This is a genomic window from Phyllobacterium brassicacearum (assembly GCF_003010955.1).
GTDB lineage: Bacteria > Pseudomonadota > Alphaproteobacteria > Rhizobiales > Rhizobiaceae > Phyllobacterium > Phyllobacterium brassicacearum.
Genome location: NZ_PGGO01000008.1, coordinates 195,121 through 208,065 on the forward strand (window position 1 = coordinate 195,121; position 12,945 = coordinate 208,065).

Below are 12,945 nucleotides of genomic sequence, written 5' to 3' on the forward strand. Positions count from 1 at the left end.
TCTATTCCGCCGCAACGGCAACGCGTTCGAGCGAGGCAAATATCCTGTCGCCATCAAGCTTGATGGCAACGGTTTTCACGCTTCCTTCGTCGGCTCCAAGCGCCTTGCCCGTCTCGAGTGAAATCACCCAATTGTGCAAGGGACAGGTCACTGCCGCTCCGTGCACGATGCCTTGGCTCAATGGCCCGCCTTTGTGCGGACAATGGTCGTCAATGGCGAAAATCTGATCTTCCATGGTTCGAAAGACCGCAATCTTGCTTTGTGGCGTTCTCACACAGCGTGCGCCGCGGCGGGGGATATCGTTGATGGATCCAATTTCAACCCAGTCATTCATGAGCAATTACTCCGCAGCCTGTGGATAGCCGATGGTCGCCATTGGCTGGAATTCGTGTTTGTCGACGCCTGAAACCCGCTCCGACCAGGGATCGACCTGGGCAAACTTCTGGCTGAAAACAAACCGGTCAAAGTATCCTTGGCGCTTTTGCGCATCACCCATAATCTGGCGGCGAATTTCATCGAGACCAACGCGCTTCGCCCATTTGTAGATGCGTTCGAGATAACGGCCCTGTTCGCGGTACATTTGCGTCAGTGCCACGACATGCTCCAGCGCTTCATCTTCCGTCTTGACCAGCCCAAGAATTTCAGTGCCCTTGATGTCGAGACCAGCTGCTCCGGCAAAATGGATCTCGTAGCCGGAATCGACGCAAATGATCCCGACATCCTTGCAGGTGGCTTCGGCGCAATTGCGCGGACAGCCGGAGACCGCCATCTTGACCTTGGCAGGCGTCCACGAACCCCACATGAATTTCTCGATCCGGATGCCCAGGCCCGTGGAGTCTTGCGTGCCGAACCGGCACCAATCGGTCCCGACGCAGGTTTTCACCGTGCGCAGGCCCTTGGCGTAGGCTTGACCTGACACGAATCCGGCCTTGCCGAGGTCAGCCCAAACGGCGGGCAAGTCCTCCTTCTTGATGCCCAGCATGTCGATACGCTGACCGCCTGTCACCTTCACTGCCGGGATATCAAATTTATCGACCACATCAGCGATCGCGCGCAATTCCTTCGAATTGGTCACTCCGCCCCACATGCGTGGGACGACCGAATAGGTGCCGTCCTTCTGGATATTCGCGTGTACCCGCTCGTTGATGAAGCGCGATTGATAATCATCCGCATACTCGTCCGGCCAATCCGCGACGAGATAGTAGTTCAGCGCCGGCCTGCATTTGGCGCAGCCGCAGGAGGTTTTCCATTCGAGTTCCTGCATGACTTCCGGAATTGACTTCAGCTTCTTGGCCACGATCAGACGGCGCACATCATCGTGACCAAGATCAGTGCAGTTGCACATCGGCGTTACGGCGGAAGGGTTATAGGAATCGCCCAACGTCAGCGACAGCAGCTGTTCGACGAGACCCGTGCAGCTTCCGCAGGAAGCCGAAGCCTTCGTATGAGCACGCACATCGTCCAGCGATGTCAGGCCCTTGCCGGTAATTGCACCGGTGATCTTCCCCTTACAAACGCCGTTGCAACCGCAGATTTCCGCATCATCTGGCAAGGCTGCAACGGCCGCCATAGGGTCCAGCGGGGACCCTCCCTGATAGGACTGGCCGAAAATCAGGGTGTCGCGCATCTCCGAAATATCCGTGCGCTTCTTGGTAAGGTCGTGGAACCAGGCGCCATCGGAGGTTTCACCATAAAGAACCGTACCGATGATACGGTCATCCTTCAGGACGAGACGCTTGTAGACACCGGCAGCCGCATCGCGCAGCACGATCTCATGCCGGTCATCACCCTCACCGAGATCGCCAACCGAAAAGAGGTTGATACCTGTGACCTTCAGCTTGGTTGGTGTCTCACTGTGGACAAAGGCCGCCTCACTGTTCCCGGCAAGCTGCGCAGCCACGACCCGCGCCATCTCATAGAGCGGCGCAACCAGGCCGTAGCATTGACCGCCCACCTCGGCGCATTCGCCAATAGAGTAAATGTCTCCGTCGGAGGTGAGCATGCTCGCGTCCGTGAGAATGCCCCGATTGATATCAAGGCCGGCTTCCTTGGCCAGCGCAGCGTTTGGGCGGATTCCGACTGCCATCACCACCAGGTCACACGGAATGGTTGTTCCGTCGGCAAGCAGGACGCCTTCGACCTTGTTGGTCCCAATGATTTCCTTTGTGTTGGCCTTGGTCATCACACGGATGCCGCGTTGTTCAACGGCTTTTTCGAGTAGATAACCCGCCGGGGGATCGAGCTGACGTTCCATGAGTGTCGGCATGACGTGCAACACGGTGACGTCCATGCCACGCGATTTCAGACCCGCCGCCGCTTCCAGCCCGAGCAGGCCACCACCGATGACGACCGCGCGTGCACGCGATTGCGCGGCAAGCAACATTGCATTGACATCGTCAAGGTCTCGATAGGTCAATACACCGGGGAGATCCTTGCCGGGCAAGGGCAATATGAACGGCACGGAGCCCGTGGCGATCAGGAGCTTGTCGTATGGTTCGGTTGTACCGGCCTCGGAGGTGACGGTCTTCGCGTCGCGATCGATTCTGGTGACTTTATGGCCCTTATAGAGCGTGATGCCGTGCTTGATGTACCAGCCATCGCCATGGATGATGATTTCTTCGAATTCCTTCTCGCCGGAAAGGACCGGCGAGAGCATGATGCGGTCATAATTGACGCGTGGTTCGGCATTGAAAATCGTCACTTCATAGGCGTCGGGCGCCAGCTCGAAAAGGTGTTCGAGCGCCCGGCCGGGTGCCATGCCATTGCCGATGACAACCAGCTTCTGCTTTTTCTCAGGTGCTTGCATCTCACGCGGCCTCCACGAGCCGATGACGTTCGTAGAGGAACTTCAGCACAGCCGAGCGGCAGCGAATATAAGTGACATCCGATGCCAGTTCGATGCGGCGGCGCGGACGAATGAGAGGTACGTCCAAAACCTCTCCGATCCTGGCCGATGGTCCATTGGTCATCATGACGATACGGTCGGAGAGAAGCACCGCTTCATCTACGTCGTGGGTAATCATCAATACTGTATTGGCAAGTTCGGCATGAATCTGCATGACCTGATCCTGCAGATGTGCCCGCGTCAGGGCGTCGAGAGCCCCGAACGGTTCGTCGAGCAGCAGGACTTTTGGCTCCATCGCCAATGCCCGAGCTATGCCAACACGTTGCTTCATGCCGCCCGATACTTCCGACGGGCGCTTGTCCTTGGCATGAACCATCTGAACCAGTTCGAGGTTGCGCATGGTCCACTCATGCCGCTCGGCCCGGTTCTTCGCGCCTGAGAAAACCTTGTCTACGGCCAGTTTGACGTTTTCATAGACCGTCAGCCAGGGGAGCAGCGAATGGTTCTGAAACACCACCGCCCGGTCCGGTCCCGGTGCATCGACGACAGCTCCCTCGAGAAACACCACACCGCGCGTTGCCTCTGTCAGGCCGGCCACTATGTTCAGAAGCGTCGATTTCCCGCAGCCGGAGTGGCCGATAATCGAGATGAACTCACCTTTGTCGACGTTAAGCGAAACCTGGTTCAGCACTTGTGTGCTCGCGCCACCACGGCTGAACACCATGTCGATCTGTTCGAGCGAGAGATAGGGTTTTGACATGATTGTTTCCTTCAAGCACTGAGCGTGTTGCGGGTGACGACTTTGGCAACGGATGCAATGGCACGATCGAGCAGATAGCCGACGATGCCGACATAGATGAGGGCGAGAATGATGTCGCTAATGCGTGAGGAGTTCCAAGCGTCCCAGATGAAGAAACCGATGCCGACACCACCAATGAGCATTTCAGCGGCAACGATGGCGAGCCAGGACAGACCGATACCGATACGCAACCCCGTGAAGATATAAGGTGCCGCCGCCGGGATCATGATCTTGGTGAAATACTCGAACTGATTGAGACGCAGCACCTTTGCAACGTTGCGGTAATCCTGGGGGATATTGCGGATACCAACCGCCGTATTGATGATGATCGGCCAGATGGCCGTGATGAAAATCACGAAGATCGCCGAGGGGTTGCCGTCCTTGAAAGCTGCCAATGACAGCGGCAGCCAGGCAAGCGGTGGAACGGTGCGTAAGACCTGGAAAATCGGATCAAGACCGCGCATTGCCCAGTCGCTCTGACCGACCAGTGCACCAAGAGCGATCCCTGCGATTGCCGCAAGGCAATAGCCGAAGGCCACACGCCTGAGACTGGCGAGGATGTGCCAGAACAGACCCTGGTCAACGCCTTGCCCCACATAGAATGGATCGACGATCAATTCCCAGGTTTCGGATACCACGCGCGACGGCGGTGGAACACTCGCCGTTGGCGAGGAGCAAATGACTTCCCAAAGGACCAGCAGAAACGCCAGCGTGACCAGGGGCGGCAACATATGTCCTGCAAGGGCAGAGAGCCACTGCGGAAAGGGCCGCCGAGCAACAGATGATTTGGGAGTGCTCAAAGGGACGACCTTTGCTTGGCTGTGTGGCTGTTCTTGTCGATTGATCCGAACGGGGCTGACGGTCATACCGGTTCCTTCACGCAAAACGTTTGATGTCGAGGCTGGCGAGATAGGTCTGCGGGTCGTCCGGATCGAAGACCTTGCCATCGAAAAAGGTTTCAGGACCTCGCGATTTCGAAGCCGGGATATCCGTTGCAGCAACGCCAAGGGCCGATGCCGCCTCGCGCCAGAGATCCTCCCGGTTGACTTTGGCAACCAGCGCGTTGACGTCCGTATCCGGCGCAAATTTGCCCCAGCGGATATTCTCGGTCAGGAACCATTTTTCATGGCTCTGGAACGGATAGGAAGCGTGATCGCGCCAGAATTTCATCAAGTGCGGGCTGGCTGGCTCGACACGCCCGGAGCCATAGTCATACTCGCCCTTCAACCGTCCAGCGATATCGGTGGCGGGAACATTGAACCAGGCGCGCTTGCCGACGATTGCCGCCAGTTCGTCCTTGTTCGCCATGTCGTCAGCCCACTGCTGGGCTTCCAGGACCGCCATCAATAGTGCCTTGGTCGCAATGGGATTTTTCTCGACCCAATCGGCGCGCATGGCAAAGGATTTTTCCGGATGCCTGGACCAGATTTCTGCCGTATTGACTGCTGTGTAACCGATGCCTTGGTTGACGAGCTGCGCATTCCACGGCTCGCCAACACAGAAACAGTCCATGGTGCCGACTTTCATATTGGCAACCATCTGCGGCGGCGGAACTACGATGGTTTCGACATCCTTGTCGGGGTCGATGCCGCCGGCTGCGAGCCAGTAACGAATCCACAGATCATGTGTACCACCCGGGAATGTCATTGCAGCCTTGCCTGCGTTGCCCTCGGCCTTCTTCTTGGCAAAAGCCTCTTTCAGTACACCAGAATTGGCGCCGACTTTCAGATCCGCATAGGCGGCACCGACGGAGATCCCCTGCGCGTCGAGATTGAGGCGCGCGAGAATGACCATCGGCAAAGGCTGATTGTTCTGGGTCACCTTGCCGGTACTGATGAGGTACGGCATCGGAGTGAGAATATGTGCGCCGTCGATACCGTTGCCGGCCGAACCCAACACGAGATTGTCGCGTGTGGTGCCCCATGAGGCCTGCTTGACCACCTCGACGTCCGGCATGCCGTATTTTGCAAACAGACCTTTTTCCTTGGCGACGATCAATGGTGCGGAATCGGTAAGCGCAATAAAGCCGAGGGTTGCCTTTGTGGTCTCGGGAGCGGCAGTTGCCGCAAAAGCGCCACCAGGAAAGGCAGATTTGGCGGCAGCAAGCAATGCCAGCGTTCCGCCTGCTTTCAGAAGCTTTCGTCTGTGCATGCCAGTCGACAGAATGTCTTTCATCGTATTTCCCCTGAAACGCGTCGGCCTTTCCAGCCGATTGAGCCATAAAAAAACGCCGCTGGATGGAGTGCATCCCAGGCCATACCTGCAGAATGAACTCACCCGAGCGACGTCTGTGTCTTTGAAAGCACCCGATGCCGGTGCCTGCGGTTCCTGTCGTCATTGACGGAACGAAATTATTAATGCAAGCGGCGTGCCAGTTTTTCGATAAAATTGTAACCCATTGTTATATATTTCTTATTTGGATAAATCGCAGCTATTGGACTGACGGCTGCCTTGGACAACGAAGCGAGGGATTTGTGCAACTGCACTAAATTCATGCCAAATTATTGTGCATGGCACAAAATTTGGGCTGCTTTATATTTCAGTCTGCTCCGGCGATTTCGGCTGCGATGTCTGGATATCGAAGCCTGCAAGATAGGCTGGAATGTCCTGAGGATTGAACACCTCTCCATCGATGAAGCCGTCATCCATCGCACCACCCTCGACACGCAAATCGTCAACGGGGACATCGGATCGCGATCCCAAGGCGTTGCGGTACAGATCCGGTCGAAATGCCGTAAGGACTTGGCGGCTCGTTTCTGGAGCATATGCCACTTGTCCCCAGCGGACCATCTGACTGAATATCCATTGTGCCTGACTGGTCCAGGGAAAATTGGCGGCGTCACGATGGAAGGAAAAATACTCCGGCACCGTGCGCTCTGTTCCATCGGGATCGATTGTGAATTCACCGAGCAGAACCCGATGAACAATCTCCGCTGAGGCATCGAGATAGCGCTGCTCGGCCAATACCTGCGCTAGTTCACGCCTGTTATCGGGGATATCGCACCAAGCCGCCGCGTGATCAAGCGCAACGATGAGTCGTGAAAGGGTTTCCGGATTTTGTTCCGCCCATTCCGGTCTCGTGCCGATCACCTTCTCCGGACTGGATGGCCAGATATCTTCCTTGACCGCAACGATCCGGCCAACGCCGCGCGCGACCGCCACCATATTCCATGGTGCACCGACGCAAAATCCATCAATCGCTCCTGCAGACAGCGCATCGGAAGTCATCGGCGGCGGCACAACGACGAGTTTCACATCGTGGTCCGGGTGAATACCTCCGGCCGCGAGCCAATAACGCAGTTCGTAATTATGCGACGAAAATGGGTAGGTCATGCCCAGCACCGGCAACGCCTCGCCATTGCTGCGCATTTCCTCGATTACCAGCTTGAGCGCCTTGGCATTGGTCAAGGCATTTTCCCGTCCGCCAAGATCTGCTTTTGCTTGGCAGCGGCGATAAAGCTGCACCGAAAGCGTGATCGCATTGCCGCCGCGGCCAAGCGAGAACGGCGCGATGACCGGGGAGGGATTGGAGCCGAGCCCAAGCGCCGAGGCAACAGGCATGGGCGCAAGCATATGCGCAATGTCGAACTGGCGGAACGCCAGCCGGTCGCGGATATTGGCCCAGGAGACATCCTTGACCAGGTCAAGCTGTACGCCTTCCCGTGCGGCGAAACCAAATTCCGATGCGGCAATCAGCACGGAAGCATCGACCAGCGGAATAAATCCTGCACGAACGAGACGCGTGCCTTCGCTCCGAATGGTCGCCGGCGCAGCAACCCCGCTGCCTTGGCTTTTATCAATGCCGGTGCGAATAAAACTCATTGCAGCCCCTTCTAACCTTCCAAAATTGCCGCAGCCATGACGACGCTTTGCGCAATATCGGCAAGTTTCTTTTTCTCGTTCATCGCCGTCTGCCGCAGAAGCGCATAGGCGTCATCTTCCGACAGTTTGCGGGATTTCATCAGGATGCCCTTGGCGCGTTCAATGATTTTCCGCTCCTCAAGGGCGCTCTTGGCGTCGGCCAGTTCTTGCTGCAACCGGCTGAAGGCCTTGAAACGGCTCACGGCCATATCAAGAATGGGCTTTACGCGCTCCTTCTTCAGGCCATCGACCACATAGGCCGAAACGCCTGCTTCCACAGCAGCTTCGATTGAGGAACTATCCGAGCGATCGACAAACATGGCGATCGGTTTGCGTACAGAGCGCGTCAGCTGAAAAAGATGCTCCAGCATGTCGCGGTTGGGCGTTTCAATATCGATCACGATAACGTCCGGGCCGATGACCTCGATCTGCCGTGCGAGCCCGACAATGTCGTGGATGACCACTACCCGATCATGCCCGGCTTCCCGTAGTCCCTCCTCGATAATCGAGGCCCGGATACGGTTTTCGTCAAAGATCATGATGGATAGGGCAGTCTTCATGCCTGATTTTTGCGCATGCATGAATATTGTGCAATGCTACATTCAGCCACACTCAAGCAATTGTCGAGGTCACGCGCCCGGCCGGTCGGATTCAAACCGACGATTCGGTAACGAGGTGGCGAGTTCTCCACTCCAGCATGGAACGAAAAACAATCTGCAGAGTTTGCGATCATCTAGCAAATGGAGGTACGCTAAAATGGCAGACGACAAATCGAAAAGGGATAATCGGGATCGCTCGAAAGTCTCGGCTGGTGAGGACTATGAGGTCAACTATCTCATGACCAAATATGACTTGAGCAGAAACCAGGCACTCGATCTCATCGCCAAGCACGGTGGCAACCGCAAGAAAATCGAAAGCGAGTTGGCAGCGGTTGATATCTGAAAATCTGCAATAGGATTCGATGATTGTGAGAGCCGCGAAACGCGGCTCCCAATCCCATGGCGGTCGTCTGGCCGGATGCCCGGGCACGGCAAGAAATCTTCGGATAAGTCAGAACGCCCAAACGCAAGTGCCGGAGCCTCAGCTCTCCTCTTGGGCTGTCAGCGGTGCACCCGGGCGATAGAGCAAAATTGGCCGGATCTCATATACTGCGGTCGGATTGGCGCGACGCAGGTCGCGCGCGGTCGCGACCGCTGCCTCAAGCGTTGGGCAATCCACAACGTAGAAGCCGAGCAGCTGCTCCTTGGTCTCGGCAAAGGGGCCGTCGATGACCATGCCCGCATCCTTCCCGCGTAGGGTCACGGCGCGACGCGTTGGACCAAGCCGTGCGGCCGGACCCAAGCAATTTTCCCGGACGAGGCGATCATTGACTTGGAGCAGTTCGACCATCAGTGCCGAATCTTCTTCTTTGGTCCATGATTCGACCACTTCCTCCTCGTGATAGGCCAAAATGGCGTAAAACATGGGTCCTCCTGGTGGATCAATGACGTTCGCTAATCGGACTTCCTGCGATATTCCGCGTAATGCACGCTATCGCGATTGTCTCAGGGCCCATTGTCAGGTCCCGGGTCGCCACCGGCCGCGGCTACCGCCAGCCTGCGCAAATAGTGATTCCAGCCCGTTTCGTGGTTGGCGCGTTCCTTTTCGTCCGGCAGTCCACCATGGGTGAGGCGTACCAGCGTGCCCCCATCTTTCTCGATAAGATCGATCTCGATCAAGGTCGACCCTGGGGGTACATTCTCGTGTCCTTCCCAGCCGAAGCTGTAAGCCAGACGGTGCACCGGTATGACTTCCGTGAATTGGCCGCGGGCAGTGTGCGTATCGTTCATGCTGAGAAGATAGATACCGCCAGGATATGGTTCAATCTGCGCGTTCGTACCCATCCAGCGCAGAATCTTGTCAGGATCCGTGAGGAAGGCGAAGACCGTTGCCTGCGGGGCTGCGATCTCGATCTCACTGCGAAGCGTCTCGGTCATCGGCGATCTCCTCCCAACTAAGGACGCAATGTCATTTTCAGCATGGAGGCAATGTAAGCCAATCGAGATTTCACGCAAGCTGGTGACTATCGCGAACGCTTTGGCTGCGGGACGTGAAAAAGCGATCCGATCAACACGGACGCTACTTCGTAGAAACAGGACATTTTGACTTTGCGCATAGATCACATAGCTGCATAATAGCGGACATGCGACTGCCGTCCGCTCTTTCTTTCCTGGTCGATAACGCGATCGACGTGGCGGACGGCGACGCCTTCCTGACGGCGCTTGCTGCAGGGCTCGTTGCCGATGGCGTGCCGTTGGTCGGCGGCGCGCTTACCCAAGCGGCGCCGCACCCCGTTATCGAGCGGCGCACATGGCTATGGCGCGCCGATACGGGAAGAGTGATAGAAGCTCTGGGCTTGGCAGGGTCCGCCGATCCCGCGCAAGCCCATGTTGCTCTCAACTGGCTCGCAGGCCTCGGCACCGGTGTCGTGCAGGAACAATTTGTCGGCCGCGCATCTGATGGTGCCGTGCTTGGCTGGGCCGCGAGCCGGCCGTTCAGCGCGTCCGAATTGGAGCTATTGCGTGAAGTTGCACGCTTTGCTGCAGCCCCGCTTGCCTTGTTGGGCGCGCGTTCGACCCTGTCTGCGTTGCTGACGACCTATCTCGGCCGGCGCAGCGCGGCGCAGGTGCTCGCCGGCCGGTTGCGGCGCGAAACCGGTGAGACCATACGGGCCGCCCTGCTTTTTGCCGACCTCCGCGGCTTCACTGAGTTGTCGGAGTCGACCGCGCCGAAGGAGGTAATCGTCGCGCTTGACGCCTGGTTCGACCGCATCGCCGGTGCCGTTCATGCCTTCGGTGGCGAAGTACTAAAATTCATTGGCGACGGCGTGCTGGCGATCTTCCCTATTGGAGACCGTGGTGCCGCCGCCGCGTGCGACTCGGCGCTGCGGGCAGTCGCTGCCGCACACGCCGGGATGGACCACCTCCATCACACCCGCGCTGCGCAGGGCGTGCCGCCTCTGGCGTTTGGCACGGCGTTGCATGTCGGCGAGATGCTGTGGGGCAACATCGGCACTGCCGATCGGCTGGATTTTACTGCTATCGGCCGCGCGGTGAACCTGGTGAGCCGGTTGGAGGGTCTGTGCCGGCCGCTTGGCCGCTCCGTATTGCTCTCCGGCGCCTTCGCGGCCGAAACGACGCAGCCACTGATCTCGCTCGGCGAGCACAAGCTGCGCGGCATCGCTTTGCCGTGCGAGGTGTTTGCGCTGCAGTCGTGAACCGCCTGTTAACGGTCAGTCGATCAAGTCAAGAACGACATTGCCGACGAGGTGTCCGGCCTCAACGGTCTCGTGGGCTGCAGCGATCTCACCGAGCGGGAAACGCGCACCGATCGAATGGGTAAGCCCACCGGATTCGAGCATCGTAGCCAGATCGGCGAGTGCTGCCGCGCGTTGGTCCGCACGCAATTCGTAGACGAGAAAGAATTGCAAGGTGAGGCTTCTGAACAGCAGATCACCAAATGGGACGGCATTCTCACCGGGCACGTTCGAGCCGTAGCAGACGTATTTGCCGTGTGGAGCCAGGATGCCGGCGGAAAGCAGGCGCGCCGTGGTCGAAAAATCCATATCGACCACGGCGTCGGCGCCATTCCCATTGGTCATTTCCAGGACACGGGCAGCCAAATCTTCGTTCTTGTAGTCGACGATTTCGGCCGCACCGGCGCTTCGCGCATGGCCGGCCTTTTCAGCTGACGCTGTACCGATCACCCGAGCGCCGCGCGCTGTAGCGATTTGCGTGGCGTAATTGCCGACAGCGGAGGCGGCGCCGGTTACAAGCACCGTCTTGCCCTTTGTGAGATCAAGCAAATCGATCGCGTGCATCGCCGTCAGGCCGGGAATGCCAAGGCAGGCTCCGACGGCAAAATCCACCGATTCTGGAAGCCTGACAGCCTGTTGGGCGGGTAACGCGATATATTCGGCAGCTGTGCCGAAGGCGCGTTTCCACTGTCCGTTCCAGAGCCAGACGCGCTCGCCGATGCGGTTTTCCGGCACTCCTTGGCCGACCTCCTCGACGATGCCGGCGCCGTCGCTGTGTGGCACCACCCTTGGGCCGGGCAGCGGCCGCCCGCGCCGTCCTTTCACGTCCGAAGGATTGATACCCGAGACATGTACCCGCACCAACACTTCACCGGGTCCGGGCCGCGGTTTGGGCAACTCGCCGATGATCAGCACATCCCGTGCAGTACCATTCCTCTCGTACCAAGCGGCTTTCATCTTTCCTCCCTGGTCCTGAATTTAGGCACAAACTGACAGATTAATGCCAGGTACACCACCCTTTCGATGCTCTCCATACCGCACCATCTGGTCAAGTTGTTCCTTGAGTTTGGGGCGTCTTTCGCTTACAAATGGCGCATCAGGCCGGGCCCCTCTGGCAGCTCTTGTGAGCTGTGATGTCGGACTGAAATGTTCAACTGGATGGCCTGGCGCTCGTGGAATTCAATCAACCGTAATTTCCTCACGATCCAATCTGCCTTCGGCTCGAAAGGGCCGATCGCGGAAGCACTTGTGAATTCGGCTGTTTCGCGGACCCTGGCATCCTGCCATGGAAAATCGGGTACGACATGAGCGAACTCTTTACTGCCGAAGCACTCTCAGCCCTTCTCCAGGTCATCATGATGGATCTGGTCCTTGCGGGCGACAACGCGATCGTCATCGGTCTGGCGGCTGCCGGTCTGCCGCGCGAGCAACGAAACAAAGCCATTCTCATAGGCATTATCGCTGCGACGGTGCTTCGCATTATCTTTGCCGCCGCGACGAGCGTCATTCTGCAGATCATCGGCCTCCTGCTTGCCGGCGGTATTCTCCTCCTGTGGGTCTGTTGGAAAATGTGGCGCGAATTGCGCACCAGCCACGCCGACGAGGTGGAGGCCAGCGAGGTGCTGGAAGACGCGGTGCCCAATGGTGACGGAACAACTGCCGGAGCCGCGCCGCGCAAAACCCTGGCACAGGCGACGTGGCAGATCATCGTCGCCGATGTATCGATGTCCCTCGACAATGTTCTGGCAGTGGCGGGTGCCGCACGCGATCATCTGGCGGTTTTGGTGTTTGGACTGGTCCTGTCGATCGCGCTTATGGGCCTGGCTGCAAGCTTTATCGCCCGCTTGCTCCAGCGCCACCGCTGGATCGCTTATGTTGGCCTTGCGATCATTCTATATGTTGCGCTGGAAATGATTTACCGCGGTTCTGCCGAACTCGTTGCGTATGCGAGCACCCATCCCCTTCAATGATCTGCGGGGTGGTGTGACCTGGCCTGATGCAACGCGGGCCGCCGAGAGAAGTCTCGACGGTATCCGCGATGCCGGGGTAATGGCCACTTGCGGGCCATCACCCCACTGCACCGGACGGCGGCGAGTGTAGGATACGCGCGAGCACACCCAGTTTGATTGTTGTCTGCTGCATCTG

The 12,945-nt window shown here is 58.0% G+C and carries 13 protein-coding genes; 3 read left to right on the forward strand and 10 right to left on the reverse strand.

The features are described 5' to 3' along the window. Position 1: 1 nt before the first annotated feature. The 7 genes from nirD to CU102_RS13090 all read right to left on the reverse strand — a co-directional run bounded on the left by nirD (position 2) and on the right by CU102_RS13090 (position 8,065). Complete coding sequence (gene nirD, locus CU102_RS13060) at positions 2-334, reverse strand: nitrite reductase small subunit NirD (RefSeq protein WP_106711527.1); 333 nt, start codon at positions 332-334, stop codon at positions 2-4. 6 nt (positions 335-340) lie between these two features. Next, positions 341-2,806 (reverse strand): nitrite reductase large subunit NirB, encoded by a 2,466-nt coding sequence (gene nirB / locus CU102_RS13065; RefSeq protein ID WP_106711528.1) that lies wholly within the window; start codon positions 2,804-2,806, stop codon positions 341-343. A gap of 1 nt (position 2,807) precedes the next feature. Continuing rightward, positions 2,808-3,605, reverse strand: coding sequence for an ABC transporter ATP-binding protein (locus CU102_RS13070; protein ID WP_106711586.1), 798 nt, complete (start codon positions 3,603-3,605; stop codon positions 2,808-2,810). 11 nt (positions 3,606-3,616) lie between these two features. Then, on the reverse strand, positions 3,617-4,510 hold the full coding sequence (gene ntrB, locus CU102_RS13075) for a nitrate ABC transporter permease (RefSeq protein WP_106711529.1): 894 nt from the start codon (positions 4,508-4,510) through the stop codon (positions 3,617-3,619). A 10-nt stretch (positions 4,511-4,520) separates the two neighbouring features. Then, complete coding sequence (locus CU102_RS13080) at positions 4,521-5,819, reverse strand: CmpA/NrtA family ABC transporter substrate-binding protein (RefSeq protein ID WP_106711530.1); 1,299 nt, start codon at positions 5,817-5,819, stop codon at positions 4,521-4,523. Positions 5,820-6,176: 357 nt separating this feature from the next. After that, entirely contained in the window at positions 6,177-7,466 is a 1,290-nt protein-coding gene (locus tag CU102_RS13085) for a CmpA/NrtA family ABC transporter substrate-binding protein (protein ID WP_106711531.1), read from the reverse strand. Between the two features lie 11 nt (positions 7,467-7,477). Continuing rightward, positions 7,478-8,065: an ANTAR domain-containing response regulator gene (locus CU102_RS13090; RefSeq protein ID WP_106711587.1), complete on the reverse strand. Its 588-nt coding sequence runs from the start codon at positions 8,063-8,065 to the stop codon at positions 7,478-7,480. 196 nt (positions 8,066-8,261) lie between these two features. Here CU102_RS13090 and CU102_RS13095 point away from each other — a divergent pair, with 196 nt between their 5' ends. Further along, a complete protein-coding gene (locus CU102_RS13095; protein ID WP_106711532.1) occupies positions 8,262-8,447 on the forward strand; it encodes a DUF3606 domain-containing protein in 186 nt (61 codons plus the stop codon). Positions 8,448-8,585: 138 nt separating this feature from the next. On the opposite strand, the gene CU102_RS13100 is transcribed toward CU102_RS13095, so the two are convergent. Together CU102_RS13100 and CU102_RS13105 are read right to left on the reverse strand one after the other, a co-directional pair. Next, on the reverse strand, positions 8,586-8,969 hold the full coding sequence (locus CU102_RS13100; protein ID WP_106711533.1) for a YciI family protein: 384 nt from the start codon (positions 8,967-8,969) through the stop codon (positions 8,586-8,588). A gap of 80 nt (positions 8,970-9,049) precedes the next feature. Further along, the gene (locus tag CU102_RS13105) at positions 9,050-9,481 is read right to left on the reverse strand and encodes an SRPBCC family protein (protein ID WP_106711534.1); all 432 of its coding nucleotides are present in this window, start codon (positions 9,479-9,481) and stop codon (positions 9,050-9,052) included. A 206-nt stretch (positions 9,482-9,687) separates the two neighbouring features. Here CU102_RS13105 and CU102_RS13110 point away from each other — a divergent pair, with 206 nt between their 5' ends. Further along, positions 9,688-10,761 (forward strand): adenylate/guanylate cyclase domain-containing protein, encoded by a 1,074-nt coding sequence (locus CU102_RS13110; RefSeq protein ID WP_106711535.1) that lies wholly within the window; start codon positions 9,688-9,690, stop codon positions 10,759-10,761. 15 nt (positions 10,762-10,776) lie between these two features. Here the strand turns inward: CU102_RS13110 and CU102_RS13115 are convergent, their stop codons facing one another. Continuing rightward, complete coding sequence (locus CU102_RS13115; protein WP_106711536.1) at positions 10,777-11,757, reverse strand: NADPH:quinone reductase; 981 nt, start codon at positions 11,755-11,757, stop codon at positions 10,777-10,779. A gap of 347 nt (positions 11,758-12,104) precedes the next feature. Between CU102_RS13115 and CU102_RS13120 the strand changes: the two genes are divergently transcribed. Next, positions 12,105-12,770, forward strand: a complete 666-nt coding sequence (locus CU102_RS13120; RefSeq protein WP_106711537.1) for a TerC family protein — start codon at positions 12,105-12,107, stop codon at positions 12,768-12,770. Positions 12,771-12,945: the final 175 nt, after the last annotated feature.

Coding starts and splice junctions, on each gene's coding strand:
- nirD (WP_106711527.1), bottom strand. CDS start 334: ATGAATGACTGGGTTGAAATTGGATCCATCAACGATATCCCCCGCCGC.
- nirB (WP_106711528.1), bottom strand. CDS start 2,806: ATGCAAGCACCTGAGAAAAAGCAGAAGCTGGTTGTCATCGGCAATGGC.
- CU102_RS13070 (WP_106711586.1), bottom strand. CDS start 3,605: ATGTCAAAACCCTATCTCTCGCTCGAACAGATCGACATGGTGTTCAGC.
- ntrB (WP_106711529.1), bottom strand. CDS start 4,510: ATGACCGTCAGCCCCGTTCGGATCAATCGACAAGAACAGCCACACAGC.
- CU102_RS13080 (WP_106711530.1), bottom strand. CDS start 5,819: ATGAAAGACATTCTGTCGACTGGCATGCACAGACGAAAGCTTCTGAAA.
- CU102_RS13085 (WP_106711531.1), bottom strand. CDS start 7,466: ATGAGTTTTATTCGCACCGGCATTGATAAAAGCCAAGGCAGCGGGGTT.
- CU102_RS13090 (WP_106711587.1), bottom strand. CDS start 8,065: ATGAAGACTGCCCTATCCATCATGATCTTTGACGAAAACCGTATCCGG.
- CU102_RS13095 (WP_106711532.1), top strand. CDS start 8,262: ATGGCAGACGACAAATCGAAAAGGGATAATCGGGATCGCTCGAAAGTC.
- CU102_RS13100 (WP_106711533.1), bottom strand. CDS start 8,969: ATGTTTTACGCCATTTTGGCCTATCACGAGGAGGAAGTGGTCGAATCA.
- CU102_RS13105 (WP_106711534.1), bottom strand. CDS start 9,481: ATGACCGAGACGCTTCGCAGTGAGATCGAGATCGCAGCCCCGCAGGCA.
- CU102_RS13110 (WP_106711535.1), top strand. CDS start 9,688: ATGCGACTGCCGTCCGCTCTTTCTTTCCTGGTCGATAACGCGATCGAC.
- CU102_RS13115 (WP_106711536.1), bottom strand. CDS start 11,757: ATGAAAGCCGCTTGGTACGAGAGGAATGGTACTGCACGGGATGTGCTG.
- CU102_RS13120 (WP_106711537.1), top strand. CDS start 12,105: ATGAGCGAACTCTTTACTGCCGAAGCACTCTCAGCCCTTCTCCAGGTC.